The following is a 26337-nucleotide window of genomic DNA, read 5'->3' on the forward strand; positions in this document are numbered from 1 at the left end:
TGGCTCGCGATGCCGGCGGCACCGCGAGCCGGCCACGCCGGCGCTTATTGCGCGGCGGCCGAAGCGGCTGCCGGCTTGGCGGCCTGGTGATGGCCCCAATGCGCCTTCATCTTGTCGTGGCGCGCCTTCATCTTCGCGAACTGCTGCTTGAGCGCGGTGCTGACCTGGGTCTTCTGCTGGTCGTTCAGGCCGTCGTAGAAGGCCAGCCAGGCCTTCTCGGTCTGCTCGTGCAACTGGCGGTTCTGTTCGCCGATCTGGTGGCGAGCGGCCGCCAGCGCGTCGAGGTCGAGGATCGGCTGGTTCTGCGCGGCCTCGAACTGCGAGCGGCCCTGTTCGAAGTTCTGGCGCATCGCCTCGCGGTTCTGCTTGGCGGTGGCCTCGGCGGCCTGGTATTGCTGCTCCTGTGCCGGCGTCAGCTTGAGCTGGTCGTGCAGGCGCTTGAACACCTCCATCGGGCCGCCGTGGTGCCAGTGGTGATGCATGCCCGGGCCGCCTTGCGGGCCGGCCGGGTCGGCCGCGCGGGCGGCGGCGCCGAACGAAAGGGCCAGTACGGTAGCGGCAGCGATAGCCACGAGAGACGTCTTCTTATACATTGCGATGACTCCTGGTCGAATGAGTGGAGCGACCGGCGGGGCGGGCCTTCGGGCCGCCGCCGTCCGTATCGGTAAGACGCAGCGTAGCCAAGCGCCCCGCCCGTCGTGTTACCTCCACCCTGCCCGCGGTTACCATGCATTACATCCGGCTTGCGCGGTAATTCCCAGTAACCCATTCGCGCCTTTGTTTCAGTCGGCTTCCTCAACCCGCACGATAAAATCCACGCCATGACTACCCAGATCCTCATCGTCGACGACGACCAAGAACTGCGCGACCTGCTGCGCGACTATCTCGTGCGCCAGGGCATGGAAGTATCGGTGCTGCACGACGCGGCCACCCTGGAGAAGCGCCTGGAGCGCGAGCGTCCCGACCTGATCGTGCTCGACCTGATGATGCCGGGCGTCGATGGCCTGACCGCGCTGCGCCAGTTGCGCGCGGCCGGCGACGACATCCCGGTGATCATGCTGACCGCGCGCGCCGACGACGTCGACCGCATCGTCGGCCTCGAGCTCGGCGCCGACGACTACCTCGGCAAGCCCTTCAACCCGCGCGAGCTGCTGGCCCGCGCCCAGGCGGTGCTGCGCCGGCGCCGCGCCACGCCCTCGGCGGCCGCGCCCGAGCAGCGCGAACCCTATGCGTTCGGCCGCTTCGTGCTCGACTTCCAGGCGCGCACGCTGTCGGTCGACGGCAAGCCGGCCACGCTGTCGAGCAGCGAATTCGCGCTGCTGAAGATCTTCGTCAACAACGCGCTGCGCACGCTGACGCGCGAGCGCCTGCTCGAACTGCTGCACGGCCCGGAATACGACGGCACCGACCGCGGCATCGACGTGCAGGTGTGGCGCCTGCGGCGGATCCTCGAAAGCGATCCGTCCACGCCGCGCTTCATCCAGACGGTGCGCGGACGCGGCTACGTGTTCGTGCCCAACGGCGAGGCCCATGCGCAGACCCATTGATTCGCTGTTCGGGCGGCTCGCGCTGCTGGTGGTGGGCGTGCTGCTGCTGTCCCACTTCGCGTGGTACCTGGCGATCCGCTTCGACCGCAACGAGACGCAGATGCGCTACGCGGTGGAGGAGGCGGCCTTCCTGGTGGACGCGGTGCGCCAGCACGAGGAACGCACGCCCGACCAGCCGCTGCCCTCGCGCGTGCGGATCGTGCCGCCGGACAGCGCGGACGTGCCGCGCGAGGAGCCGGACCTGCCGCCGCCGCCCAAGCGTTTCCTGGAGGATCTGCGCGATCGCATGCCGCCCGGCACCGAGGTGCGCTTCGGCACGCCCGGCAGGCCGCCCGTGCTGTGGGTGAAGGAGCCTCACGACGCCAACTGGATCGTGGTGCCGGCGCAGCCGCTGCATGCGCGCCGCTCGCGCGACCGCATGCTGCTGTGGCTGGCGATGATCTTCTCGGCCGCCGTGATGGCGGCCCTGTTCGCCGCCTGGCAACTGCAGCAGCCGCTGCGCTCGCTGGCGCGCGCGGTCGGCCGCTTCGGCCGCGGCATGACGGTGCCGCCGGTGCGCGAGAAGGGGCCGCGCGAGCTGCGCCAGCTCACCCGCGGCTTCAACCAGATGGTGGAGCAGGTGTCGCGCGCCGAGAACGATCGCGCCGTGATGCTGGCCGGCGTCGCGCACGACCTGCGCACGCCGCTGGCGCGCATGCGCCTGCGCGCCGAGATGATGGACGACGCGCGCCTGCGCGACGGCGTGGTGCGCGACGTGGACTCGATGTCCCACATCGTCGACCAGTTCCTGGTGTTCGCCAACGGCGGGGCCGATCGCAGCGAGGTGGTCGAGGTCGATCCGACCTGCGAGCGGATCGCGCGCACCTATCGCGCGGTCGCGCCGAACGCGCAGCCGGTCGAGATCGCGCTGGCGGCCGGGCCGGGCTTCCGCCTGCCGACCGCCACGCTCGACCGGATCCTCTCCAACCTGCTCGACAACGCCCATGCCTACGGCGCGCCGCCGGTGCGCATCGCCACCGAGCGCGGCGCCGAGGGTTACGTGCTGACGGTCAGCGACGGCGGCAAGGGCATCGCGCAGCGCGACCTGGCCGACGCGACGCGGCCCTTCGTGCGGCTCGACCCGGCGCGCGGCGGCAATGGCCACAGCGGGCTGGGCCTGGCGATCGTCGAGCGGCTGGTGCAGCGCACCGGCGGCCAGTGCCGGATCGGCAACCAGGAGCAGGGCGGGCTGCGCGTCGAGATGGTGTTTCCGTTCGACGTGGTGCCGAAGCCGGAGCGCGAGCACGTGGGCGCATGAGCGGCGCCCGGCCGGCCCCGGCGGCGTGATGCCGTTGCGGCAAGCCAAATAAAAACCCCGGCGATGCCGGGGTTGTCCTGCCGCGCCACGCGCGCGGCAGGAGATCGAATCACGCCGCCGACGGCGCGGCCGAAGCCGCGCGCCGTGCCGCGCTCACTCGCCGAACAGCGAGCCGAGCGTCTCGGCCGCGTGGCTGTCGATCGTGTTGTAGGTGACGCTGGTCGCCTCGAAGATATACAGCGTGGTGTACTTGCCGAGCCGCTCGAGGATCTCGTCCTGCAGCGACTCCGGCACCACGTTCATGTTCAGATACCACGCGGTCGACGACAGCCGCGCCTGGAATGTGCCGTATTCCTGCATCAGCGTATAGAAAGCATCCGCGTCCTGATCCCGGCACACGATAACCAGATTTCCTGCCATTCAGCCCTCCTGCCTGTGACGTTCGTTCTTGCGTAGCAGCCTTGATCATACCTGCTTAGTCGCCGCCGCTCGCCGGCGGTTCGTTTTGTATTCGCGCGGCGCGACGGCGGCGGCCGGCGCCCGCGCGTGTTGCGTTCGCGCCCCGGCGGGTTTCCCCGCATCCCGGATCGCGGCATAATTCGCCCTTGCGCCGTGTCACGCGCGTTGCATCCCGCTTGCGACTTCTTTCAAATTCCCCGCATTCCACCCGTGAATTCCTTCGATTTGGGTGATGTTTGCCTGCGATTGGCGGGGGATGCCTTCATGTTGCGTACCGGAAGCTTGTGCCTGTCACAGGGGTTGTAGTAGTGTCGTGCCGTCGTCGCGCCCGGCCCTTTTTGGGCGGGCCCGGGATGGGTGAGCGAGCGGGGCTGCGGTAGCCGACGCTCGGGATTGTCCAGTCATAAGCAAACACCGCAATGCGCCTTACCATGAGTCACGAACGCATGCTGGCCTCAAATTTCGCTTCGAACGGCCATGCCGGGGAGGGTGCCTGATGGATTTTGGTTTCAATCCGAACCGGATCGCGAACGCCTCGGCGTGGCGCGTGCTGCCCAATCGCTGGGACTTCATCGCCTTTCCGCTGATCCTCTGCGTGATCGCGATGGCGGCGGTGGGCTTCCACGAGACCATGGCGCCGATCGGCACGCTCAGCACCCAGAAGATCTCGCTCGATCCCGCCAACCTGCCCGAATACGCGCTGCGCACCACGCTGCGCATGCTCGCGGCGATGGTCGCCTCGCTGGTGTTCACGCTGGTCTACGGCACGCTGGCGGCCAAGAGCCGCCGCGCCGGCATGGTGCTGGTGCCGATCCTCGACATCCTGCAGTCGGTGCCGGTGCTCGGCTACATCTCGTTTACGGTGACCTTCTTCCTGGCGCTGATCCCGAGCCGCGTGGCCGGCGCCGAGCTGGCCGCGATCTTCGCGATCTTCACCAGCCAGGCCTGGAACATGACCTTCAGCTTCTACCAGTCGCTGCGCACGGTGCCGCGCGACCTGGACGAGGTCTCGCGCGGTTTCCACCTGACCACCTGGCAGCGCTTCTGGAAGCTCGAGGTGCCGTTCTCGATGCCGGGCCTGATCTGGAACATGATGATGTCGATGTCGGGCGGCTGGTTCTTCGTGGTGGCCTCCGAAGCCATCACGGTGGGCAACCACTCCATCATCCTGCCGGGCATCGGCGCCTACCTGGCGCAGGCGATCTCGGACAAGAACGTCGGCGCGATCGGCTGGGTGATCCTGGCCATGACGGTGGTGATCCTGGCCTACGACCAGTTGCTGTTCCGCCCGCTGGTGGCCTGGGCCGACAAGTTCCGCATGGAGAACACCAGCTCGGGCGACGCGCCCGAATCCTGGCTGCTCGACCTGGTGCGCCGCACGCGCCTGATCCACCAGTTGCTGGTGCCGGCCGGCTGGCTGCTGGCGCGCGCCGCGCGGTTGCCGTTCCGGCTGCCCTCGTTCGACGCCTCGCGCTTCGCGCTGCCGCGCGTCGAGAAGCAGGCCTCGCGCGCGGCCGACATCGGCTGGGCGATCCTGGTGCTGATCGGCACCGCCTACGTGGTGTGGCGCGTGGTGAGCTTCGTGGCCACCGGCGTGACGCTGGCCGAGGTCGGCCATGTGTTCCTGCTGGGCCTGGCCACGCTGCTGCGCGTGCTGGTGCTGATCGCGATCGCCTCGCTGGTGTGGGTGCCGATCGGCGTGTGGATCGGCCTGCGCCCGGCGCTGGCCGAGAAGGCCCAGCCGATCGCGCAGTTCCTCGCCGCGTTCCCGGCCAACCTGCTGTTCCCGGTGTTCGTGATCGTGATCGCGCGCTTCCACCTGAACCCGGACATCTGGCTGTCGCCGCTGATCGTGCTCGGCACCCAGTGGTATATCCTGTTCAACGTGATCGCCGGGGCGACCTCCTATCCCAACGACTATCGCGAGGCCGCCACCAACTTCCGCATCCGCGGCTGGCAATGGTGGCGCCAGGCGATCCTGCCCGGCATCTTCCCCTACTACGTGACCGGTGCGATCACCGCCTCGGGCGGCGCCTGGAACGCCAGCATCGTCTCCGAGCTGGTGCAGTGGGGCGACACCAAGATCCAGGCGCACGGCCTCGGCGCCTATATCTCCGAGATGACCGCCGCCGGCGACTATCCGAAGATCATCATGGGCATCACGGTCATGTCGCTGTTCGTGACCCTGTTCAACCGCCTGTTGTGGCGCCCGCTGTACGCCTACGCCGAAGCGAAGCTGCGGCTCGACTGAGACTCATTGAGAGCGAAACGCGATGCAAAACCAGAATGCTGTCCAGACGCCGCCGGCGCCGCCGCGCCTGGGTGACGAGATCCTGAACGTCAAGGACGTCAGCCGCGGCTTCAACAAGACGCAGGGCGAGCTGCTCGTGCTCGACGGGGCCAACCTGTCGCTGCGCGAGGGCGAGATCGTCGGCCTGCTGGGCCGTTCGGGCTCGGGCAAGTCGACCCTGCTGCGCATCATCGCCGGGCTGATCGAGCCGACCGGCGGCGAGGTCACCTACCTCGGCAAGCCGCTGAGCGGCCCCGCCGAGGGCGTGGCGATGGTGTTCCAGACCTTCGCGCTGTTCCCCTGGCTGACCGTGCTGCAGAACGTGGAAGCGGGCCTGGAGGCGCTCGGCGTGGCCGCTCGCGAGCGGCGCGAGCGCGCGCTCGCGGCGATCGACCTGATCGGCCTGGACGGTTTCGAGAACGCCTATCCGCGCGAGCTGTCGGGCGGCATGCGCCAGCGCGTCGGCTTCGCGCGCGCGCTGGTGGTCGACCCGACCATCCTGCTGATGGACGAGCCGTTCTCGGCGCTCGACGTGCTGACCGCCGAGACGCTGCGTACCGACCTGCTCGACCTGTGGACGCAGGGCAGGATGCCGATCAAGTCGGTGCTGATCGTCACGCACAACATCGAGGAAGCGGTGTTCATGTGCGACCGGATCCTGGTGCTGTCGTCGAACCCGGGGCGTGTGATCGCCGAGATCAAGGTGCCGTTCAAGCATCCGCGCAATCGCCTGGACCCGGCCTTCCGCAAGCTGGTGGACGACATCTACGCGAAGATGACGGCGCGCCAGACCGGCGAGGCCACCAAGAAGGGTCTCGATTCGGGCAGCTGGCTGCCGCGCGTGTCGACCAACCTGATGGCCGGCCTGATCGAGACGCTGGCCGCGCCGCCGTACCACGGCCGCGCCGACATGCCGGAAATCGCGCGCTCGCTGCATCTCGAGGTGGATGATCTGTTCCCGATCGCCGAAGTGCTGCAGCACCTGGGCTTCGCCGACGTGCGCGAGGGCGACGTGTTCCTGACGCCGCCGGCGCGCGTGTTCGCCGAGTTCGGCACGCAGGAGCGCAAGATGATGTTCGCCGATCACCTGCTGCGTCACGTGCCGCTGGCGGCGCGGATCAAGAAGGTGCTCAACGAGCGGCCCGGCCATCGCGCGCCGCGCGTGCGCTTCGAGCAGGAGCTGGAGGATTTCCTGTCGGACAGCGCGGCCGAGGAGACGCTCGACGCGGTGATCGACTGGGGGCGTTATGGGGAGATCTTCTCGTATAACGACCAGACGGAGATCTTCAGTCTGGAGGATGTGGAGTCTTGAGGGTGGTGGGTGGGTGCCGGGGATGGGCATCCATCGTGAAGCCGAGGTGTGAGGGGTAGTGAGAAAGGCGCGATCGATCATCGCGCCTTTTTTGTTTTGTTGAATCAGGTCAAAAAAATTTCGACCCGAAGAGTGACGGCATCAAAGTGGAACAACCCGCTTGATGGCATTTTCACGAAGGGCTTCGATGGTGCGGCAGCGGGCTGTTGCCGATGTCCTCCTAGCGTGTTGCGACGCCGCTGCGCGTCTATCGCGCAATCCTTTCCAATGCCTTTCGGGCGGGGATTTCCTTGATCTCCCGATGTCATTAGAATCCTCAGACAAGTGAAGCCGGGGAGCCGTCCCCGCGAGAGAGCAGGCCGTGATGAGGCCGACAACAAGATGGGTAACGAATGAACGTGACCGATTTGACTCAGGCCATTCAGGGCGGACTGATTCAGCAAGATCGGCTGGTCAAGACGGACATTCCGTCGCTGCCGGCCAACACCATGGTGCCGTGTCGTGTCCTGGCCGCGTCGGAACTCGGGCGTGACTTCAGCGTGACGCTCGACATGATCTCGACGGCTGGTGACGTCGAACTCAAGGCGGTGATCGCGCAGCCGATGAGCTTGTGGATCCAGCAGGCGGACAAATCCTATTTACCGATCAACGGCTATGTGCATACCGCGCGACGCCTCGGTGCAGACGGCAGTTTTACTGCCTATCAGTTGGTTTTCGCGTCGTGGATGCATTTCCTGCGATTCCGCAGCGACATGCGCTATTGGCAAGATCGGAGCGTCGACGCAATCATCACCGACGTATTCAATCAGCATCCGCAAGCCCAAGGCAATTTCCAGTTTGCCTTGTCGAAAGCGTTGCCATCGCGGTCGTATTGCCGCCAGAGCGAATCCGACTGGAATTTCGTCCATCGACTGATGGAAGAGGAAGGGTTGTTCGGGGCTTGGCGGCAAAGTAAAGACGGTAAGTCGCATATGCTCGTCGTGACGGACGATATTCATTCGCTCGAACCAGTATCGTCGAGTCCGGTCCAGTTCTATCGATCGGGCACCGGCAGCGAGGTCGACGCGTTCACTCAGTGGAGCGGCTCCCGGACCTTGCAGAGCACGACCCATACGACGCGCACGTTCGACTACAAGACACCATCGACCGCTGCCAATCCGAAAGAAACGACATTGCCGACGATGGCCGGCCAAGGAGCACTACCCGAGCAAGCCGAAGTCTACGAATACACGGGAGCCTATACCTATCCCCAGCAGGATCGAGGCGAGCACCTGTCGAAGATCCATCTGGAGGAGTGGGAGTCGCAAGCGAAACGTTTCTTCGGCGTGGGCGGCGTTCGAGGGGTCGATGCGGGCCTGCGGTTCGAACTGACCGGTCATCCGGAGCACGATCGGGATTCGGCGACTCAACGTGAATTCGCTGCGATCAAGGTTCGACGGTACATCGAGAACAATCTGCCGCTGTCGAATCAGGAGGCGAGCTTTCCACATAGTTTGCAACGCGCACTGGCGCTGGCCAAGACGGGCTATGCGGGGGAATCGGTTCCCCATGATGATGGTTCGGCTGGTTTTTTTCTGGTCGAGGTGGAGGCGCAGCGCACGACGGTCCCGTATCGCAGCCCGTTCGAGCACAAGAAGCCGAAAATGCATCTCGAGACGGCGATCGTCGTAGGGCCTCAGGGTGAAGAGGTGTACACGGACGAATTGAACCGTGCGAAGGTGATGTTCGTCTGGGATCGGCAAAACCAGGGCGATGCCGGTGCGTCGTGCTGGGTGCGGGTCGCGCAATCGGATACGGGTGGCGGCTACGGTGGCGTGCACATGCCGCGCATTGGCGAGGAAGTCGTCATCGGTTACGTCGGTGGTGACTGCGATCGCCCGATCGTGCTGCACCGCGTGTACAACGGAAAGGTCAAGCCTCAGTGGCATAGCAACGGCATCCTGTCGGGATACCGATCGAAGGAGTATTCGGGAGCCGGCTATAACCAGATGGTGATGGACGACGCAACCGGCCAGAACCGGGTCCAACTGATGAGCAGCAGCGCGAATAGCATGCTGCACCTTGGCTATCTGATCGATCAAAGTGGCAACTCGCGCGGTGCTTACCTCGGCAGTGGCTTCGATCTGCGTACCGACGACTACGGCGCGGTGCGCGCTAGCCGTGGCCTGTATGTCACTACCTATCCCAAGACGATCAGTAGCCAACCGCTCGATGTGAAGGAGACGCAGCAACAGCTCGTCAATGCCGAGAGCATCGTCGAGTCGCTTTCGGAAGCGAGCGTGCAGCATCAGGCCGAAAGCCTGCAGGATGCGCACGATGCGATGCGGGCGCTGACCGATGCGACTCAGAACAGCGCGAGCGGCGCGCTCGGCGCGGGGGGCAATACAGCAGGCGGGGGGACCGGCAGCGCCAATACGTTCCAGCAGCCGGTGATGGTGTTCGGCAGCCCGGCTTCGATCGGCTTGTCGTCGCAGCAATCGGTGCATGTGGCGGCGAACCAGCATGTGAACCTCGTAAGTGGGCAGAGCGTCAACGTCGCGGCGGGCAAGTCACTGGTCGCAAGCGTTGCCGAAAAGCTGAGCCTGTTCGTCCAGAACGCCGGCATGAAGCTGTTCGCGGGGAAGGGCAAGGTGGAGATTCAGGCGCAGTCGGACACCATCGAGTTGGTGGCGCAGAAGACGGTAAAGGTGCTGTCGGCGACAGACACGGTCAACTTCACCGCCAAGCAGGAAGTTTTGCTGACCAGTGGCGGTGCCTACATCCGAATCTCGGACGGGAACATCGAAATTCATGCACCCGGAAAGATCGACGTGAAGGGCGGCTCGCATAACTTTTCGGGGCCAACCCGCCTGGATCCGGCATTTCCTTCGTGGGTGGCGTCTGACGGCAAGCCGAAGCGCTCGACGCCCTTTTCCGGATAGCGCCTGGGCGCTCGACAAGGCGTGCGTAGCGCGCTACGACACCGCGAATACAATCAGGAAACACAGAGCATGGCAGCTGATACTGGTGACACCTTGACCGCGATTTCGCAATGGGCTTATCCATTCCCACAAAAGGATGCTAGCGCGGCAATCGATCCGGACGCTTACCTGGCGGCGCTGCAAGGCAGCGATGGTCCGTTTCCCCTGGGTTTGAATGGCCTCTGGCACGGTGGAATTCACTTCGATCAAGAGGGTGGTTCGTCCGCCTCCGGTGACCTCGATCACAGCGGTGGCGTGCGCTGCATTGCAGATGGCGAGGTGGTGGCGTATTGCCTCGATAGTGACTACCAGCGGCTGACTTATCCGGACCAGTCGACAGCGCTGTATTCGCGCAGCTTCACCTTGGTCAAGCACAAGCTGACCTTGCCCCCGGTGCCGGCGGGTACCTCCAACGGCGCATCGAATACGCCGGATTCGTCGAACAAGCCGAGCACCGATCCGGCCGACTCTCTGGTGTTTTTCAGCTTGTACATGCACTTGGCGCCCTGCAAGGTGTACAAGCATTCGGAGCAGGACAAGAACAAGAAGACCTGGCCCGGATACTACAACGCCGAATCGATTTACACGGTCAAGTCCACGTATACGGTCAATGCGAAAGACGCGCTAGATCAGCAGGAAAACGTCAAATCTGGCGAGCCGATCAAAGGCATTCACGTGCATCGCGACAAACGCGGGCATCCCGAGAAGAATCTCGGCATCTTGCCGTCCGGCAGCAAGGTCAAGGTTCAGCGCCCCGCGCGTGCGCCGAAGGGCTGGGGACGTATCGAAGCGATCGTGTCCGGTGAAATCGCGCCGATCACGCCGGGCGGGACCGTGGAAGCCGATGCATCGAAAGGCTGGGTCTATCTCGCGGCGTTCGATGACGAGATCAATCCGGCTGCGCTCGACAAGGCCTACGTGCTGCCCAAGCCGATCCGCATCGGTGCGGGCGAAGTGATCGGCTATCTGGGCGAGTATCAGAACGTGCAACATGCGTCGACGTTGCCGCCCAGCCCGCAGCGCGCCTTGCTGCATGTCGAGGTGTTTGCCGGCGACGACCTGCCGGCGTTCATGACTCGCAGCGTGGCACGCGCGGCTCAATTGACGCAGGAGCCGAAAACTCAACTGGTATTGGAGAAGGGCGCTGTTCTGTACGGCTATAAGGCGGAAGGTGATCTGACCTTGCCGGAGAAAACCGTCGTCACACCTACCAAGGATTCACCTGAACGCGGTGCGTGGACGAAGGTGCAGATCAAGGGGAGTGCAGACACGACCCCGTACTGGATTCAGCGCAGCGAGTTGGATGGCAAGGGCACGCGCAAGGCGTGGCGTGAGTTTCCTCTGTCGACGGCGAATACTCCCGCTGGCACGAATGATTACTTGCGCGTGGTCAATATCGGCGGGCTTGTGGAGTTCGTCGACGATAAGAAGCACAGCTGGTATCAAGTCGATGCAGGCGATGCTGGGCAAAAGACCGTAAACGGCTTCGTCTGTGCCTCGGGGCAAGCGCATGTGTCGTTGCAGAATAAATGGGCTTGGGCAGGCTTCAAGTTGCTGTCTTCGAACCTGAGCACGGCTGATCTCTACAAACGCTTTTTGCATCTGAAAAACGACAACGGCACCGCCGAGGAAAAGACCGCGTTCGAGGCCAGCTTCAATAGCGCCAAAAGCGATGCGTTGGTCACTCAACTCGATGAGGCCTTGATGTCGGCTGAGCACCGTCAAGGCAAGGTTCTCGGCGAGGATGTACTGAGCGCCCTGCGAGACAAGTGGCGTGCCAATCGCGTCGATCACTTGGTGGTGAAGTACGAGAGCGAATGGGGCGGGCAGATGAGCAAGTGGGATGCGCTCGATCCGCTGATGCACGACGGTTTGCCTTATTGGAAGGTTGAGAAGGATCGGATCAAGCAGTTGCAAGTGTGGGATGCATGCAAGGGAGCGCTGAAGCCTTTGTCGGGGCCGAGCGTCTATCATCTGCATCCGGTTGGTTTGGTGAGTAATTTTTTCGACCCGGACACGTGTGCGTGTGGGTGTTGTCTGACGGTTAAGGGAACTCGATTCGCTCACACTAAAACAGATATTTGGTGGGGGCCCATTCACGATGGTTCTGTCCCATTGGGGGATTGTTTGGCACTAAAATCGATGCGAGCCAGTGGGGAGTTGAGTGATGTAGAGGAAAAGGTTTTGCGCGCTATGTCGAGTAATGAAGGATGCATAGATACAGTGCATGCTTATGATACGGCAATCATAACGGCTGGGGCGATGCAAAAAATAATTATCGGGGATGCAAGTACGGGTGAGTTGGCTACGCAGATTTCTGATTTTAGAAGTGAACATCCTTTGGAGTATGCGAGATTTTTCGAAAACTGTGGCTGGACAGTTGTCGGTAGTGGGAGAGATGCATCGCTAGGATATGCTCATCCGACCTTTACTAATGGTGTTCGGCTTATCGGGAAGGCTCTTTTTAATGCTTTGCGGCGTGATTGCTCGGCTGATACTTTTCGTAAGCCCGTTGACTGCCCTCCTATCGCTTCCATGGCACATGCAGTGTCGTCACCGTTATATCAAAGGTTGCAAGTAAAGGATTTTTTGATTCGATTTAATAAGGCAATAGATCAGAGTCCGAGGGGTTATGATTTTTCGATAAAGGATTATTTCCATTCGCCATTGGGACGTGCTACTGCTTTGGATCAAAGCGTCAATGCGCCTTCGCTTGTGTCGCGTGATGTCGGGGCTGCATTGGATCGATTTTTTAAAAAAAATCCGAATATTTCACGTAATCCTGAGGAGTGGGGCGCTGGTAGGGCTGAGTATGAATCCAGTATTTTACAGGACTACGGAAACTCTAGAGCCATGGCGGTGGCCAATGGAAAATCGGTCGGCCCGGATCGATATGCACACTTGGTTGCGGTGCTAGGAGCTCCATCATGATCAATATTTTATTTGATATGAGAAATTTAGTTCAGAAATATCGCGGTTTGTCGATGAGCCGTTCTTTGCATGCCACTATATTGGCTTTCGTGACGTTGTTTTTTACTAACGCTGCCACTTCGTGGGCACTTGGTTCGCCATCGTCGAACACATTTAAATTTTCCCTGCCCAACGGGGCATCGATTGTATACAGCGATCCATTGCCTACAGGAAACCAACCTTCCGATCCTTTGTGGAAGAGAGAAGTGTTTCATTTTTCTGATGGTTCATCTTTTAATATAATTCCGAGGAATAATGATCCGGTCGGTTTTTCTCAAACCTGGGCCGCGAGCAAAGAGGATGTTTCCCCTTCCGGTCAATTTGTTTTGATTGGGAGGTTTGAGGTGGGCGTCGTTGGTGGTGGGGGGGCAAGCACCAACTCAGCCACCCAGTATTGTTCTGTATTGGAAATCCCATCTGGATGTGTCTATGAAGATCAAGCCGGGGAAATATGCGGAGCAGGTTGGAAACGCGGTCATCCAGCCCAGTGGGGGGGCGAGGATGAGTCGAAGGCAATGTTGCAAGATAGTCGGCCATCGGCCAAAAAGTTAATTAAATTTATTAATTCCGGGCAACCAGCCAAAGGTTCGCTTGAGTTCGATATTTCCGGCGCCGAAAATCTAATGCGTTGCGATCCTTTATCTCTTGATAACCGCGAAGCCTATCAAAAAATTTCGGCAGCCCTCCATGCTTCGGGCTCGCAGTTCGCTGCGCACTCGATCGATACTGCGCTTTCCAAGATGAATGCAACATCGACGCCCTCAGTCGATGGGAATAAAGGATCTAAGACAGCTGGTATCTCGACGGCGCGTGCCACCCTGTATTCTGCGCCGAATGAAGCCAGCGCGACCCATGCTTATCTGATTAAGAATGACAGAGTGACAGTGTTGCAACAGTCACCTGTCGGCTGGGTTTATGTGGACTACATAAACGCTTCCGGTAAGCATCTGCTTCGATGGATTAAAGCCGACGACCTAGCTATCACACCATGACGTGATAGGTGGCGAAAAACAGGTTGTGACTTCTCAGGACGTGACGCGCTTTAGATTTCGTCGTATTAAATAAGATTTGGCCATCGTTGAGCGCTTGTGTGTACGCCGAATGTAGACGGCCTTGACTGAACATATCGATGCTAGGCTTACACCGATGTCACTGTGGCTGCGGCATCTGCTTACCGATGTGGCTGGCGGCGTTAGCGAAGTCGTGATGGAGAATGGGCTGTGAGCAAGAAAATATGCTTGATATTTTTATGTTGCTTTATTTTTGAGGCTGATGCTCTGGCTGCGTCTGAAGAAAACAAGATTGTTGATGATTTTGAAGGTATTGGGAAGCCTGGTTATCTTCGCTCGGAATTGGTGTCCAATGGCTTGGTCATTCGATATTCATCTTCTTCGTTGCGAAAGACACTCTCGTATCGCGTAAAAAATTTTGATGAGTGCAGTATGATGGGCATGTATTTGATTCCTCATTCGAAATTATTGACCATTGATGGAAGTTGCTCGGGGAGCGGAGGGCAAATATATCGTTACATTTATAGATGGGATGAGGGGTATAAAAATTGGTGTTTGATTAGACAGGTAAACGGAGAAAAATCTGATGTTGCTTCGGGAAAGGTGGTGCCGACGGAAGAGGTGTTGCGGGTGAGCGGCTGCGCGCACATAGGGGAGATCGATGGGCTGACATACGAGTCGAAAAGCCAAGTAGAGAGGGGAATTCTTGATGAAATGAAGAGTTTCGAAGAGGCTAGTCAAACACGGTCGTCACTCGAAGAGTACATTTCTAGTATTCCGGATTTTCAAGTGGCAGAGCTTGCGGAAAATATTGACTCGGTTAGTGTTGAAGTTATTAATAATTTGGCTTTTTATCTTGGGAGATATAAGCGATCTGGTGATGCGGTAGAAATTCTGCAGTCACTGGTGAAGAGGTTTCCAGATCGAATCGTGGCTCGGCTGAATTTGGCGGATGCTTATTGGGATATCGATGCTAAAGATTTGGCTGTTCCGCAGTATCAGGAATATAACAGGCAAATGAATGCGAAAGGTCTATCTGCGAAAATTCCTCCTCGATCATTGGATAGAGTGAAGTAGTTTTTTGGGAGTCATTGTCGGAATGCACACCGCTCGCATCGGCGCGACGATCGCCACCGCCTTGTTACTGAGCAATGTGGCTGGCAAGCCAGTAAGCGCCGCCGCGCCATCGACAACGCTCCGGTTCGCCCTGCCTGGCGGAGCAGCGATTCTCTATAGCAAGGCTTTGGATCCTCAAACACCCTTGTCCCAGCGTTCGTGGCAGCAGGCCGTATTCCATCTCCCGAACGGCACGAAGTTCCGCCTGCAGCCGAGATCGGGTGAATCGGACTCAGACGGTACACAAATGGAGCCGCCGAGCGACAGCAATATCTCGCCATCTGGCCAATACGTCATCATTGGACGCATCGAATCCGGAACGGTCTCATTGGGGCCAGGGCAAGCAGAATCTGTTATGAGCAGAGAATACTGTACTGCCGTCGAGATTCGCACCGGTTGCATCACTGCGGACCAAACCGGTGAGATATGCGGGGCGGGTTGGCAAACAGGGCAACCCGCACAGTGGGGAACCGATGATCAGACGAGTGTGATGCTGAAAGATGACCGTCCGTCGGCAAGCCGATTGCTGCGGTTCATCAGCTCCGGTCAGCCGCCGCGATCAGTAATCGACGACTCCGGCGCTGATAATGTGTTGCGTTGTGATCCACCATCCTCTACCAATCGTGTTGCCTATGAGCGGATTGTGAGTGCCATGCGAGCGGCAGGTATGCGAAACGATGCGGGGCTACTCGACGCCGCTTTGTCAAATAAAGGGGAGGCTCCGGTGAGCACATCGGGGCCGGCAGCAACGGTAAGCGAGCATCGTGCGGCGACCATATCGGTACAGAAAGCAATCCTTTACGATGCACCTGATGAGGCTCGTGTGAGCCGAGCCTATCTGGTCAGAAACGATACAGTGATAGTGCTTAAGCAATTTCCGACCAGCTGGGCTTATGTGGATTACATCAATTCCTCCGGAAAGCACTTGCTTCGATGGATCAAGGCCGATGACCTTGCGATCAAACCGTGATGTGAGGAGGCGGGCACGATGGGGCTCGACATGCACTGAATGACTCCGTCAGGCCTGCTGTGCAGATGGCTCGCTCGAACAGATCGAGCCATAAGCCGATATGCAAATCGCATGGGAGCCGTTGATGCCAACGAACGGATGATAAGCATGAAAAACACATTTCTTATGCTTATCTCCACGGCCCTTATGCTTTTCTCGGTGAAGGTATTTGCCGATGGCGATATGACTCTATCGGCAAAGCAGATTCGTCCCGGCTGTTCCGTTGTCGTACACAAGGAATATCCGTCCGGGGGCGATCCAAACATCAACTCAGTCGCGTTTGATCAGCAACTGCGCTGGAAGTGTGATGGTGCTTCGACAGTCAAGATCGGGACGATCGAGGCGGAAGGTGTTGGGCCGGAAATCGTCACGGTCTTCTATCGGCCCAGCGAGGTTGTCGTTTTGGCTCGTTGGCGTTCGATCTCAACCAGCGCGGACTTTCAGGGTGATTTTTATCAGGTCAGTGCATTTCGTCTTGAGGAGACTGGAGCGCAGCCGATGTTCAGGGCTTTGCCAGTTTTCACCAAGGCGTTTGGAGACGGCTACGATGGCGTGCTTGATGGAAGACGTGTGACGTTTCCCTACAAGAATGCTGAATCGATTCGTGCACGTTTGCAAGCACTCGGTCTGTGATTGGTTCTACTGCCTTTGCCTTGATTTGCAGAGCCGTTCAAGGCAGCGTTTCGGCACGCTGGGCTGAAGTTATCCCAAAGGTGCGCACGTGGTCGTGGTCATGTCACGTGCGTACATCGCGATGGATCATCGACTGTCGAGAAATTTGACCAAGAGGGTGGTGTCAAGTGCATTGCCGAATGTTTACGCACAAACCTGGCCAATCGATCAAAATGGGATACATGGGCGACATCTCTGATAGGCGAAATAATTTTTTCCGATTAATACATGGGAAGGCTCTCAGTGAGCGCATAGCAGGAATCTTCATGATCGGGCTTGTGTCGCTTTTCTATTATGGTGTTGCTCATGCACAGGGCGAGCAGGGCAGGCCCGTGCAAGATGAGAAGACGCTATGCAGCGAAGGCGAAGAGGCGTACTTCAGTTGTTCGCTTGAAAATGGGAAAACTATTTCTGTTTGTGCCAAGGGCAATGCGAGCCCCGATCGAGGTTATGTGCAGTATCGTTATGGTACGGAGGCCGATGCTTTCGCGTTTCCTGCCAAAAGCGTTGCGCCGGCCAAAGTAATGGGAATCACAGATGTGTCCGAAGGGAGCATTCGAGGTCTGCATCTGAAATTCTTCAGGGAACCGTACATATATGTGGTGTCTTCGGTCTCGCCGGGTGGCGTGTACGTATCGAAGAACGGTAAAGTCATCTTCGATAAGGCATGTCAAGCTTCTCAGTACAAGAGCTTTTCGAACAGGGTGTTCGATGGCATCAATCAGGCACCGGTGTTGGAGCTCGACATGTATTGAGTGCTGCTCATATTGGCCTTTTCTGATGTCCGAAATGACGGTGCCGTTATCGTATACAAGCCGGGGTTTATCCAAACGTCAATTCGAGCGCATTTGATCAGCAACTGCTCTGAACGTGTGATGGTGCCCCGACAGTCAAGATCGGGACGATCAAAGCGAAAGGTGGCGGGCCCGGGCCCGTCAAACGAGGTTGTTAGCACGCTGGCTCAAGATGCCCCAACGATGCGCGCGTGGTCGCACGACCCGCGCGCGTCGTCGTTTCCAGATCTCGCCTACTGCAAACTCCCCCAACGCGCCACGGCCGGCTCTGCCGAAGCCCAGGTCCAAGCACCACCCTGCGGCGCCTCGCAGGCACTGGCGATATACCAATCCGCCTTGTCGCCATCCTTCACCGAGAACGCGAATTCCTTGCACAGCGCCAGCGGCGTCGAAAACGCGCGCGTCACGCGCACCTCGCCCTCGCCGTTGTCGATCGGGATGCGGTTCTTGACCTTCCACGCTGCCACCTGACCCACCGCGAGCCCGCCCGCGGTGCTGGCGATCACATCCTGCTGGCCCGCCTGGAACGCCTTCATGGTGCGATTGACGGCTTCGTCTGTCGCGGCCTGCACGGCGATGCCCACGCCGATGCCGATCGCCGGATTGGCGGTGACAAGGCCGGTGGCCGCGCCTGCCAGCGCGCCGCTGGCCGCGCCCGCCGAGCCGCAGCCGGGCAGCGTCGCGACGCCCGTCGCGAGCGCGCAGACGATCGCGACGGTGCGCAGCGCGATCATTGCAGCGCTCCCCAGCGGCCGGTGGCCGGCTCGGCCGAAGCCCACTTCCATTTCGGTCCGTCGCGGCAGATGGTGGCGACGTAGAACGACGCGCCGCTCGGGGCAGGGGCCGTGGCGGCCGCCGGCGCCGATGCTGCCACAGCCCCGGAAGCCGCCGCGGCCGACGAGGCGCCGGCTGCTGCCGCGGCCGCCTTCTTCGCATCGCTGTCGACCGAGAACACGATCTCCTTGCAGTCGAGCGGGCCCACGCTGATCAGGCGGCTGACGGTCACGCGGCCGAATTCGTCGTCCTCGATCGGCACGGTGTGATGGGTGGACCAGCGCGCCACGCCGCCCACCTCGAGCGGGCCGGCCGCGTCGGCGATCTGGCCTTGCGAATAGGTGTGCGCGACGCGCTGCGTGTACTGCACGCCGGCGCGCGCGGCGGCCACCACGCCCAGGCCGATGCCGGTCGCCACTGCCGCGTTGTTGGTCACCTTGGCGGCCACGGCCGCGCCGGCGATACCGGCGCCCGTGGTGGCGCCTTCGCTGTAGAGGGAGTTGCAGCCGGAGAGCAGCGTCGACAGCAGCGCCGCGCCGGCGAGCGTCAGGCTCGCCGCGCGACGTGCCGGCCGCCCGGGCCTTGCAGTGCGTGAATTCATGCTGGATGCGGTCCTGTCTGGTAACCGCCGCGCCCGCTCCTGACGGCGCGGCACCGGCCGCCATTGTGGTGCAGATATCCGACCCGAATTGCAAAAGATGGATAAACGTTTGCGGCGCCGATCGGCGCACAGTGTCATACAAAAGCGTCGGCGAGGGTCGCATCGTTACAAATTGAAGGTAATTGTTACCTTCGCAGGGATCGGGCCAGCCTACACTCGTTCGTCACTGACTGTTTCCACGGCACGCCGCACAGCTCAATGAGACACCCTGCCATGCGCCGCACGCGGCGCAACCCCCGCCCGCAACACGGCGAAGGCGCGAACCGCCCCGCCATGCCCACCGGGCCGTCTTCTCCCGCGCCCGCCGGCGCCGTGCCCGAGGCACCCGCCGACGGCGATCACAACCAGGGTGGCGCGCGTCCCGAAGGGATCGACTACCAGCGCGATCTGGGCTCCGAACAGGACGCCTGAACGCTTCACCGCTTGCCATCGACCTTGCCTTGGGCGACGGCGTGTCACGTACGCGCCTGCGCCGCGCTCGGCCGTCCAGTCGGCATGCGAGATCGAGAAGCGAACATCGCGCCGTCGCGCCGGGCACAGCACCTGCTCGCGACATCAGGCATCGGCGTGTTTCCTCGCGCCGTCCCCATCAAGCACAGGAGGTCAAGCCGTATGAGCAGATTGATCGTGGTTTCGAATCGCGTGGCAGCCGGCCAGGATACGCGTCCCTCGGCAGGTGGTCTGGCCGTGGGCGTGCTCGACGCGCTGCGGCAATCGGGCGGCGTCTGGTTCGGCTGGAACGGCGAGATCGTCGGCGAGGCGGGCGAGCCGGTGATCGAGCGCGAAGGCAACGTGACCTATGCGACGGTCGGCCTGGCGCGCCGCGACTACGACCAGTACTACCGGGGTTTCTCGAACGCGACGCTGTGGCCGGTGTTCCACTACCGCATGGATCTCGCGCGCTTCGATCGCCAGGAGTACGAAGGCTATCTGCGCGTCAATCGCACGCTGGCCACGCAACTGAGCAAGCTGGTCGAGCCCGACGACATCATCTGGGTCCACGACTACCACCTGCTGCCCTTCGCGCACGCGCTGCGCGAGCTGGGCGTGCGCAACCCGATCGGCTTCTTCCTGCACATCCCGTTCCCCGCGCCCGAGGTGCTGCGCACGGTGCCGCCGCACGACGAGCTGGTGCGCTTCATGGCCGCCTACGACGTGGTCGGCTTCCAGACCGAATCGGACAAGCAGTCCTTCGTCGATTATCTCGAGCGGCGCGGGATCGGCACCGCCTCCGAGGACGGGGTGCTGCACGTGCATGGCCGGGTGGTGAAGGTCGGCGCCTATCCGATCGGCGTCTATCCCGATGCGATCGCCGAGGCCGCGGTCCAGCATGCGCAGCGCAAGCCGGTGGCCGCGCTGCGCGATGCGATCCGCGACCGCAAGCTGGTGATGAGCGTGGATCGCCTCGATTACTCGAAGGGGCTGGTCGAGCGCTTCCAGGCCTTCGAGCGCATGCTGTCGAATGCCTCGGGCTGGCAGGGGCGCGTGTCCTTCGTGCAGGTCGCGCCGCCGACCCGCTCGGACGTGCAGACCTACCAGCGCATCCGCCAGACGCTCGAACGCGAGGCGGGCCGCATCAACGGTCGATTCGCGCAGCTTGACTGGACGCCGATCCAATACCTGAACCGCAAGTACGAACGCAACCTGCTGATGGCGCTGTTCCGGCATGCCCACGTCGGTTATGTCACGCCGCTGCGCGACGGCATGAACCTGGTGGCCAAGGAATACGTCGCCTCGCAGAACCCGGAGGATCCGGGCGTGCTGGTGCTGTCCGAGTTCGCCGGCGCGGCGGCCGAGCTGCCGGGCGCGCTGATCGTCAACCCGGCCGATCTCTCGCAGATGGCCGATGCGCTGGAACGCGCGTTGTCGATGCCGCTCGGCGAGCGGCGCGAGCGTCACGGCAGCAATTTCGCCGCGCTCAAGCGCAACGACCTGGGCGTGTGGCGCGATTCCTTCCTGTCGGACCTGCGCAGCGTCGCGACGGCCGCCTCGATCACGCGGCGCGTGGGCCGGCGCGTGGCCGATGCGTGACGAATCGAGCCGATAAGGCCGATGCGGCATGAAGCAACGACGGCACCGCAAGGTGCCGTCGTTTTTTACATGGAGAGGGAAGAAAGGCTCGGCCCGCGAACCGTCGTCGCGATCAAGCCGTTTGCGCGGGCGGCGTCGCGCCGAGCCGCAGCAGGCTCACGCAGGCCGCGATCGCCGCGAACACGGTGGCCACGTAAAGCGCGAGGGTCGGCCCGTGCTGCGGCGCGACGCTGAAGATCAGCGCGACGATCGCTGCGCCCAGCGTCTGCCCGGTCAGCCGCGCGGTGCCGAGCATGCCGCTGGCGCCGCCGCTGCGATGGCGCGGCGCCGAGGACAGGATGGTGCGATTGTTGGGCGACTGGAACAGCCCGAAACCGGCACCGCACAGCGCCATGCGCCAGACGATGTCGAGCGGCGCCGGATGCGAGCCCAGCATCGCCAGCGCGAGCAGCCCGGCGGCGAACAGGCCCAGGCCGATGCCGCCCAGCATGCCGGCCGAATAGCGATCCGAGAGCACGCCGGCCAGCGGCGCGGCCACCATGATCACCAGCGGCCAGGGCGTCATGTAGAGCCCGGTTTCCACCTGCGAGAGCCCAAGCGTGTGCTGCAGCCAGAATGGCAGCGCGACGAAGGCGAGCATCTGTGAGGTGAAGGAGGCGATCGAGGTGCCGATCGACAGCGCGAAGATCGGGATGCGCAGCAGGTCGACCGGCAGCAGCGGCGCCGGCTGGCTCAGCTGGCGCCGCACGAACACGTAGCCGAGCCCCACCGCGCCGATCGCGCCGGCCGCCACCAGCGCGTGGTTCTGGCTGTGGCCGAGCCCGTCGACGGTCATGATCACCAGGCCGAACACGCAGGCGTTCAGCACCGCGCTGAGATAGTCGTAAGGCGCGTCGTGGCCGCGGTTCGGCGGCAGCGCGCGCAGGCCCACCGCCACCGCGGCGATGCCGATCGGCACGTTGATCGCGAACAGCCAGGGCCAGTGCGCCACCGCGAGTACGGCCGAGGCCACGGTCGGCCCGACCGCCGAGGCCAGCGCCACCACCATCGCGTTGAGCGCGACGCCGCGGCCGAGCAGGCGCGTGGGATAGGTCATGCGCACCAGGGCGGTATTGACGCTCATGATGCCGGCCGCGCCGAAGCCCTGGATCACGCGCAAGGCGGCCAGCGAAGCCAGCGAGTCGGCCAGCGCGCAGCCCAGCGAGGCCACCGTGAACAGCATCAGGCCGCCCAGGTAGACGCGCCGGTAGCCGATCCGGTCGCCGAGCGCGGCCAGCGGCAGCAGGGAGATGGTGATGGCGAGCTGGTAGGCGTTGACGACCCAGATCGAGGCGGCATCGCTGGCGTGAAGATCGCGCGCGATGGTCGGCAGGGCGACGTTGGCGATCGCGCTGTCGAGCACCGCCAGCGTGATGCCGAGCGCGACGCAGACGATCGCCCAGTAGCGTTGAGGAAGAGGCAGGCCGTTATCTTCGGCGTTCATGGCGTGTCTTGGCACGAGGCGGCTGTGCCTTCGTGGCACGGCCGCTGGTCGATCGGTTGCGGGCGCAACCGGTTCGCAGTTCTCGGACGCGGTGGCGCGGGATGGGTGCCGTCTCTCGGCGGCACGCGGCTGGCGGCGGCATCGGCCCGATGCCGCCGTCGGGAACAGCGGGCTTACTTGAGTGCGTAGAGGCCGGTATAGCTGGCCGAGGCGATCTCGTTCAGGTGGATCATGAAGCGAGCGATCGCGTTGGTGGTGTCGGGCGTGATCGGCAGGCTGTCCACCTTCAGCGCGTGCACGCGGAAGATGTAGCGATGGGGCTTGTCGCCTCGCGGCGGCGCGGCACCGCCGAAACCCTCGTCGCCGTAGTCGTTGCGAACCTGCACGGTGCCGGCCGGCAATTGCGCGCCGCCGGGGGCGCCCGCGCCGGTGGGCAGGCTGGTGGTGCCGACCGGCAGGTTCACGGCCACCCAGTGCCAGAAGCCGCTGCCGGTGGGCGCGTCGGGATCGTAGACGGTGACGGCCAGGCTTTTCGCCTCGGCCGGCACGCCTTCCCAGCTCAGCGCCGGCGAAAGGTTGTCGCCGTCGACGCCGAAACCTTCGTGCCGGTACTCCTGGGCTTTCGGCATCAAGCCGTTTTCGGGAAATGCGTCGGTGCGCAGCCGGAATTCGGCCATGGGCGTCTCCAGGATGTCGAGTTGGACCAGGCGCGTCGCCGTGCTGGCGGCAGGCACCGCCATGCCGACGCGAACCGGGCGAGTGTATCACCGGCATTGCGAATGCGACGTGTCGCCGGGGCGCCCCGTGCCGCCTGGCTCAGCCCTCGAAATCGAGCCCGCCCAGCAGGATCAGCGGCTCGCTCTGCGTGCGCGAGCCGAAGTCGATGCCGCGCGCGTCCTCCCAGTTCGGCAGCTTGCGCGAGAGTGCGTCGAGATAGTGCGCAAAGCGCGTGCCGTCGTCGGCGCCGACCAACTGCTCGATCTCGTCGGTATCCCAGGTCATGGTGAGGTTGAGCGGGAATGTGTAACCGTGCAGGCCGTGCAGATGCTCGTGGGAGGTGTTGACGATATCGACGTGGGTCGGGTGGCCGTGCCCGCCATAGGGACGTACCGTGGCGGCGACGTGCGGGCCGAGCAGGGCCGTGATGCGTTCGGCGATGCGCGGCGCGAATTCGGCGTCGAACCGATGTGCGATGTCGGGGTTCATGGCGGCGCCTCGGGGATCGAAAGGGATCGAATATCCCGAAAATGCTAGCACGCGACCCCAAGCCGCGCCTCACCTGGCATGGCACAGGCTTACGCGGTGGTCTCCCCCGGTTTACAGGCGTAATCCGGCGTTACCACTTGCTGCACCTGTTACGGCCGAGCCGTCCCAGAATGGTTTCCATCACGTACCACCTTGAGTGGAGAGCAACATGATCAACAAGAAAATCGTCGCGGTGCTGGTGACTGCCGGTGCGCTCGTCGTCGCGGGTCCGGCTTCCGCCCATGGGCGTTGGCACGGCGGGCATGGCGGCGGCGGTGGCGCCGTGGTCGGCGCGCTGATCGGCGGTGCGGTGCTGGGCGCGATCGTCTCGTCGGCGCTGGCGCCGGCTCCCGCATATGCCGCGCCGGCCTACGCGGCTCCGGCCTACCAGGAACCGGCCTACCAGCCGGCCCAGTATCAATACCAGCAGGCTTATGCCGGCCCGCCCCCGGGCACCTGCTTCGATCGCTACCGCAATGTCTATGTGGCTTGCGGTCCGCAGCCGGCGCCGGGCTACTACCAGCAGCCGGGTTGGTAAGCCGCTGAACGGCACGAGACGGCGCGCGTCCTGCAGAGCGCCGCCGGTCTTCATTCAGTCGCGGGAAATACGCAGCGCCCGCTCCGGGTTTCCGGGGCGGGCGCTGTTTCGTTGGCGGGGCGGTGATCGCCAGTCGAGCAGGCGCCGCCGGATACGAGATCGGCCGGCAAGGCCGGCCGATTCACTGATACATCTGGTTGCAAGTTGCGCGCGCCGGCCTCAGTGGCCATGGCCGCCGCCACCGCCGTGGCCACCGCCGCCTCCGCCGCTCCAGCCGTTGCCGCCGCGTCCGCCGCCGCCATGCCAGCCACCGCCGCCGCCGTGCCAACCGCCGCCGTTGCCATGCCAGCCGCCATTGCCGCGCCAGCCGTTGCCGCCGTGCCAGCCGCCGCGATCGTGCCAGCCATGGCCCCAGCGATCGCCGCGATACCAGCCGCCGCCACCGCCGCCCCAGACGTTGACCGTGCCGTAGACAGGCGCATAGCCGGGGCCATAGGCGTAGCCATCGGTGTAGTAGGGATCCGAATATCCGTAGTAGCCGTCGGGGGCGGCGACGCAGCCTGCCAGGGCAGCCGCGATCCCGAGCGTTCCAAGCAGTCTCAGCATGTGGGTTCTCCAGGGTGCTGTTGATTAGGAAGGAACGACTTGGCCAAGTTCGGGACCAATTGTGTCAGGAGATTACAATCGCGTAAGTCCTGCCGCGCCGGTGTGTCACGCACCGGCATCGTGCGGCGGCGCGCATCCTGTTTCTGGTTACTTCCACCGTTCGATCAGGAGATCCGCATGCCTTGTCCGACCCGCTTGTCCTTCGTCGCTGCCGCAGCACTCCTTGCCCTCGGCACGGCGCGTCTCGCCGTGGCGCAGGGCGAGGCACCCGCGCCCGCATCCGCTGCCGCGCCGGCTGCCGCCAACGTCGACCTGAAGGCTTATCCGGCGCCCGCGGCCGGCATGCAGCGCGCGGTGATCACGCTGCCGCCCGCCGAACTCGAGGAGGACGTGCGCGTGCAGGTGATCGTCGGCAAGACCATGCCGGTCGACTGCAATATCCGCAGCTTTCCGGCCCGCCTGCAGCACGAGACCGTGTCCGGCTGGGGCTACCCCTACTATCGCGTGACCGATATCGGGCAGGTGGTCTCGACCATGAAGGCCTGCCCGCCCACCGCCGCGCCGCAGACCGAATTCGTGATCGCGCAGGGCGACGGCTTCCTGCTGCGCTACAACAGCCGGCTGCCGGTGGTCGTGTATGCGCCGGTCGGCTACGAGGTGCGCTACCGGCTCTGGCAAGGCTCCAACGAGGTCGGGCGCGCGGTGGTGCGCTGAGCCTCGCCATCATCCTCCATCGCTGCCTTCAGTGCAGCGAGCAGTTCAGCCAGTTGCGGATGCGGATCGCGTCCGCGATATGGTCGCGCGGGCCGGGCGCGTCGAGCAGCACCACATCGACGGGCCGCGCGCCGATCTGGTAGCGCATCACCACGCAGTGGCCGGCCTCGTTGATGAAGCCGGTTTTCTGCAGCGTGATGCGTCGATCCCCGCCGCGCACCAGCGCATTCGAATTCACGTAGCTGAGTTGGCCGTGCCCCGGCCTCACGATTCGCGCGCGATCGGTGGAGAAGGCGCGGATCGTCGAATAGCGGTTCGCCGCCGCGACCAGGTGCGAGAGATCGCGCGCGGTCGAGACATTGCGCGGCGACAGCCCCGTGGCGTTGACGAAATGCGTGTTGCCCATGCCGAGCGTGCGCGCCTTGCGGTTCATTGCCGCGACGAAGGCCGGGCGCCCGCCCGGGTAGTCGCGCGAGAGCGCAGCCGCCGCGCGGTTCTCCGACGACATCAGCGCGATATGCAGCATGTCGCGGCGCGACAGCGTCGAGCCCACCTTCAGGCGCGAGCCGGTGAACTTGATGGTGTCGCGGTCGGCGCCGGTGACGCTGATCCTGCGTGCGAGCGGTGCGTGGCGATCGAGCGAGACCACCGCGGTCATCAGCTTGGAGACCGAGGCGATCGGACGAATCTGACGCGCATTGCGTTCGAGCAGGACCGTGCCGGTGCGTTCGTCGACCACGTAGATCGCGCGTGAGCGCAGCAGGCGCTTGGTGGCCGGCGTGTAGCCGCAACTGGCCAGCAATTGCGGCCGGGCGCCGGCGCTGGCGGCGGCAGCGGCCTGGGCGGCGG

24 protein-coding genes are annotated in these 26337 nt (G+C 62.9%); 15 read left to right on the forward strand and 9 right to left on the reverse strand.

Annotated elements, in window-relative coordinates; translation table 11 throughout:
* Nucleotides 1–44 precede the first annotated feature (44 nt).
* Nucleotides 45–593 (reverse strand): periplasmic heavy metal sensor, encoded by a 549-nt coding sequence (locus F3J10_RS09250; RefSeq protein WP_046577271.1) that lies wholly within the window; start codon nucleotides 591–593, stop codon nucleotides 45–47.
* Between the two features lie 228 nt (nucleotides 594–821).
* Between F3J10_RS09250 and F3J10_RS09255 the strand changes: the two genes are divergently transcribed.
* Both F3J10_RS09255 and F3J10_RS09260 read left to right on the forward strand, forming a co-directional pair.
* A complete protein-coding gene (locus tag F3J10_RS09255; protein ID WP_013699030.1) occupies nucleotides 822–1547 on the forward strand; it encodes a response regulator in 726 nt (241 codons plus the stop codon).
* Entirely contained in the window at nucleotides 1531–2844 is a 1314-nt protein-coding gene (locus F3J10_RS09260; RefSeq protein ID WP_025096596.1) for an ATP-binding protein, read from the forward strand. Before F3J10_RS09255 ends, F3J10_RS09260 begins: the two co-directional genes overlap by 17 nt.
* Before the next feature lie 153 nt (nucleotides 2845–2997).
* On the opposite strand, the gene F3J10_RS09265 is transcribed toward F3J10_RS09260, so the two are convergent.
* The gene (locus F3J10_RS09265) at nucleotides 2998–3264 is read right to left on the reverse strand and encodes a hypothetical protein (protein WP_013699028.1); all 267 of its coding nucleotides are present in this window, start codon (nucleotides 3262–3264) and stop codon (nucleotides 2998–3000) included.
* 535 nt (nucleotides 3265–3799) lie between these two features.
* Here F3J10_RS09265 and F3J10_RS09270 point away from each other — a divergent pair.
* The 9 genes from F3J10_RS09270 to F3J10_RS09310 all read left to right on the forward strand — a co-directional run bounded on the left by F3J10_RS09270 (nucleotide 3800) and on the right by F3J10_RS09310 (nucleotide 17397).
* A complete protein-coding gene (locus F3J10_RS09270; RefSeq protein WP_025096595.1) occupies nucleotides 3800–5554 on the forward strand; it encodes an ABC transporter permease subunit in 1755 nt (584 codons plus the stop codon).
* Between the two features lie 22 nt (nucleotides 5555–5576).
* Nucleotides 5577–6905 carry a nitrate/sulfonate/bicarbonate ABC transporter ATP-binding protein gene (locus F3J10_RS09275; protein ID WP_025096594.1) on the forward strand — a complete coding sequence of 443 codons (1329 nt, stop codon included), beginning with the start codon at nucleotides 5577–5579 and terminating at the stop codon, nucleotides 6903–6905.
* Between the two features lie 392 nt (nucleotides 6906–7297).
* Nucleotides 7298–9826, forward strand: coding sequence for a type VI secretion system Vgr family protein (locus F3J10_RS09280; RefSeq protein ID WP_167241932.1), 2529 nt, complete (start codon nucleotides 7298–7300; stop codon nucleotides 9824–9826).
* A 69-nt stretch (nucleotides 9827–9895) separates the two neighbouring features.
* Nucleotides 9896–12796 carry a hypothetical protein gene (locus F3J10_RS09285; RefSeq protein ID WP_167241933.1) on the forward strand — a complete coding sequence of 967 codons (2901 nt, stop codon included), beginning with the start codon at nucleotides 9896–9898 and terminating at the stop codon, nucleotides 12794–12796.
* Nucleotides 12793–13827 (forward strand): hypothetical protein, encoded by a 1035-nt coding sequence (locus tag F3J10_RS09290; RefSeq protein WP_167241934.1) that lies wholly within the window; start codon nucleotides 12793–12795, stop codon nucleotides 13825–13827. Before F3J10_RS09285 ends, F3J10_RS09290 begins: the two co-directional genes overlap by 4 nt.
* Nucleotides 13828–14055: 228 nt before the next feature.
* Nucleotides 14056–14922 (forward strand): tetratricopeptide repeat protein, encoded by an 867-nt coding sequence (locus F3J10_RS09295; protein WP_167241935.1) that lies wholly within the window; start codon nucleotides 14056–14058, stop codon nucleotides 14920–14922.
* A 22-nt stretch (nucleotides 14923–14944) separates the two neighbouring features.
* Nucleotides 14945–15931, forward strand: a complete 987-nt coding sequence (locus F3J10_RS09300; RefSeq protein ID WP_167241936.1) for a hypothetical protein — start codon at nucleotides 14945–14947, stop codon at nucleotides 15929–15931.
* 147 nt (nucleotides 15932–16078) lie between these two features.
* Nucleotides 16079–16603, forward strand: a complete 525-nt coding sequence (locus tag F3J10_RS09305) for a hypothetical protein (protein ID WP_167241937.1) — start codon at nucleotides 16079–16081, stop codon at nucleotides 16601–16603.
* A gap of 305 nt (nucleotides 16604–16908) precedes the next feature.
* The gene (locus F3J10_RS09310; RefSeq protein WP_167241938.1) at nucleotides 16909–17397 is read left to right on the forward strand and encodes a hypothetical protein; all 489 of its coding nucleotides are present in this window, start codon (nucleotides 16909–16911) and stop codon (nucleotides 17395–17397) included.
* 272 nt (nucleotides 17398–17669) lie between these two features.
* On the opposite strand, the gene F3J10_RS09315 is transcribed toward F3J10_RS09310, so the two are convergent.
* A complete protein-coding gene (locus F3J10_RS09315; RefSeq protein ID WP_167241939.1) occupies nucleotides 17670–18170 on the reverse strand; it encodes a hypothetical protein in 501 nt (166 codons plus the stop codon).
* Entirely contained in the window at nucleotides 18167–18811 is a 645-nt protein-coding gene (locus F3J10_RS09320; protein WP_167241940.1) for a hypothetical protein, read from the reverse strand. The genes F3J10_RS09315 and F3J10_RS09320 overlap by 4 nt, the downstream gene beginning before the upstream one ends.
* Before the next feature lie 258 nt (nucleotides 18812–19069).
* Here F3J10_RS09320 and F3J10_RS09325 point away from each other — a divergent pair, with 258 nt between their 5' ends.
* A complete protein-coding gene (locus tag F3J10_RS09325; protein WP_025096587.1) occupies nucleotides 19070–19282 on the forward strand; it encodes a hypothetical protein in 213 nt (70 codons plus the stop codon).
* 201 nt (nucleotides 19283–19483) lie between these two features.
* A complete protein-coding gene (otsA, locus tag F3J10_RS09330) occupies nucleotides 19484–20902 on the forward strand; it encodes an alpha,alpha-trehalose-phosphate synthase (UDP-forming) (protein ID WP_025096586.1) in 1419 nt (472 codons plus the stop codon).
* A 112-nt stretch (nucleotides 20903–21014) separates the two neighbouring features.
* Here otsA and F3J10_RS09335 read toward each other — a convergent pair whose 3' ends face one another.
* The 3 genes from F3J10_RS09335 to F3J10_RS09345 all read right to left on the reverse strand — a co-directional run bounded on the left by F3J10_RS09335 (nucleotide 21015) and on the right by F3J10_RS09345 (nucleotide 23591).
* Entirely contained in the window at nucleotides 21015–22385 is a 1371-nt protein-coding gene (locus tag F3J10_RS09335; protein ID WP_025096585.1) for an MFS transporter, read from the reverse strand.
* 173 nt (nucleotides 22386–22558) lie between these two features.
* Nucleotides 22559–23062 (reverse strand): YbhB/YbcL family Raf kinase inhibitor-like protein, encoded by a 504-nt coding sequence (locus F3J10_RS09340; RefSeq protein ID WP_025096584.1) that lies wholly within the window; start codon nucleotides 23060–23062, stop codon nucleotides 22559–22561.
* A 139-nt stretch (nucleotides 23063–23201) separates the two neighbouring features.
* A complete protein-coding gene (locus F3J10_RS09345; RefSeq protein WP_025096583.1) occupies nucleotides 23202–23591 on the reverse strand; it encodes a DUF5594 family protein in 390 nt (129 codons plus the stop codon).
* A 208-nt stretch (nucleotides 23592–23799) separates the two neighbouring features.
* Here F3J10_RS09345 and F3J10_RS09350 point away from each other — a divergent pair, with 208 nt between their 5' ends.
* On the forward strand, nucleotides 23800–24168 hold the full coding sequence (locus tag F3J10_RS09350) for a hypothetical protein (RefSeq protein ID WP_029949158.1): 369 nt from the start codon (nucleotides 23800–23802) through the stop codon (nucleotides 24166–24168).
* A gap of 219 nt (nucleotides 24169–24387) precedes the next feature.
* Here F3J10_RS09350 and F3J10_RS09355 read toward each other — a convergent pair whose 3' ends face one another.
* On the reverse strand, nucleotides 24388–24774 hold the full coding sequence (locus F3J10_RS09355; RefSeq protein WP_167241941.1) for a hypothetical protein: 387 nt from the start codon (nucleotides 24772–24774) through the stop codon (nucleotides 24388–24390).
* A 177-nt stretch (nucleotides 24775–24951) separates the two neighbouring features.
* Between F3J10_RS09355 and eco the strand changes: the two genes are divergently transcribed.
* Complete coding sequence (eco, locus tag F3J10_RS09360) at nucleotides 24952–25488, forward strand: serine protease inhibitor ecotin (protein WP_025096580.1); 537 nt, start codon at nucleotides 24952–24954, stop codon at nucleotides 25486–25488.
* 28 nt (nucleotides 25489–25516) lie between these two features.
* Here the strand turns inward: eco and F3J10_RS09365 are convergent.
* Nucleotides 25517–26337 (reverse strand): serine hydrolase (locus F3J10_RS09365; RefSeq protein WP_167241942.1); only part of this gene is annotated, 821 nt, incomplete at its 5' end.

The sequence above is a fragment of the Burkholderia sp. Cy-637 genome (assembly GCF_011753175.1).
Classification (GTDB): Bacteria; Pseudomonadota; Gammaproteobacteria; order Burkholderiales; family Burkholderiaceae; genus Burkholderia; species Burkholderia gladioli.

Coding starts and splice junctions, on each gene's coding strand:
- F3J10_RS09310 (WP_167241938.1), top strand. CDS start 16,909: ATGATCGGGCTTGTGTCGCTTTTCTATTATGGTGTTGCTCATGCACAG.
- F3J10_RS09340 (WP_025096584.1), bottom strand. CDS start 23,062: ATGGCCGAATTCCGGCTGCGCACCGACGCATTTCCCGAAAACGGCTTG.
- F3J10_RS09275 (WP_025096594.1), top strand. CDS start 5,577: ATGCAAAACCAGAATGCTGTCCAGACGCCGCCGGCGCCGCCGCGCCTG.
- F3J10_RS09270 (WP_025096595.1), top strand. CDS start 3,800: ATGGATTTTGGTTTCAATCCGAACCGGATCGCGAACGCCTCGGCGTGG.
- F3J10_RS09305 (WP_167241937.1), top strand. CDS start 16,079: ATGAAAAACACATTTCTTATGCTTATCTCCACGGCCCTTATGCTTTTC.
- F3J10_RS09260 (WP_025096596.1), top strand. CDS start 1,531: ATGCGCAGACCCATTGATTCGCTGTTCGGGCGGCTCGCGCTGCTGGTG.
- F3J10_RS09355 (WP_167241941.1), bottom strand. CDS start 24,774: ATGCTGAGACTGCTTGGAACGCTCGGGATCGCGGCTGCCCTGGCAGGC.
- F3J10_RS09250 (WP_046577271.1), bottom strand. CDS start 593: ATGTATAAGAAGACGTCTCTCGTGGCTATCGCTGCCGCTACCGTACTG.
- F3J10_RS09335 (WP_025096585.1), bottom strand. CDS start 22,385: ATGAACGCCGAAGATAACGGCCTGCCTCTTCCTCAACGCTACTGGGCG.
- F3J10_RS09320 (WP_167241940.1), bottom strand. CDS start 18,811: ATGAATTCACGCACTGCAAGGCCCGGGCGGCCGGCACGTCGCGCGGCG.
- F3J10_RS09315 (WP_167241939.1), bottom strand. CDS start 18,170: ATGATCGCGCTGCGCACCGTCGCGATCGTCTGCGCGCTCGCGACGGGC.
- F3J10_RS09280 (WP_167241932.1), top strand. CDS start 7,298: ATGAACGTGACCGATTTGACTCAGGCCATTCAGGGCGGACTGATTCAG.
- otsA (WP_025096586.1), top strand. CDS start 19,484: ATGAGCAGATTGATCGTGGTTTCGAATCGCGTGGCAGCCGGCCAGGAT.
- eco (WP_025096580.1), top strand. CDS start 24,952: ATGCCTTGTCCGACCCGCTTGTCCTTCGTCGCTGCCGCAGCACTCCTT.
- F3J10_RS09350 (WP_029949158.1), top strand. CDS start 23,800: ATGATCAACAAGAAAATCGTCGCGGTGCTGGTGACTGCCGGTGCGCTC.
- F3J10_RS09265 (WP_013699028.1), bottom strand. CDS start 3,264: ATGGCAGGAAATCTGGTTATCGTGTGCCGGGATCAGGACGCGGATGCT.
- F3J10_RS09255 (WP_013699030.1), top strand. CDS start 822: ATGACTACCCAGATCCTCATCGTCGACGACGACCAAGAACTGCGCGAC.
- F3J10_RS09325 (WP_025096587.1), top strand. CDS start 19,070: ATGAGACACCCTGCCATGCGCCGCACGCGGCGCAACCCCCGCCCGCAA.
- F3J10_RS09345 (WP_025096583.1), bottom strand. CDS start 23,591: ATGAACCCCGACATCGCACATCGGTTCGACGCCGAATTCGCGCCGCGC.
- F3J10_RS09300 (WP_167241936.1), top strand. CDS start 14,945: ATGCACACCGCTCGCATCGGCGCGACGATCGCCACCGCCTTGTTACTG.
- F3J10_RS09290 (WP_167241934.1), top strand. CDS start 12,793: ATGATCAATATTTTATTTGATATGAGAAATTTAGTTCAGAAATATCGC.
- F3J10_RS09285 (WP_167241933.1), top strand. CDS start 9,896: ATGGCAGCTGATACTGGTGACACCTTGACCGCGATTTCGCAATGGGCT.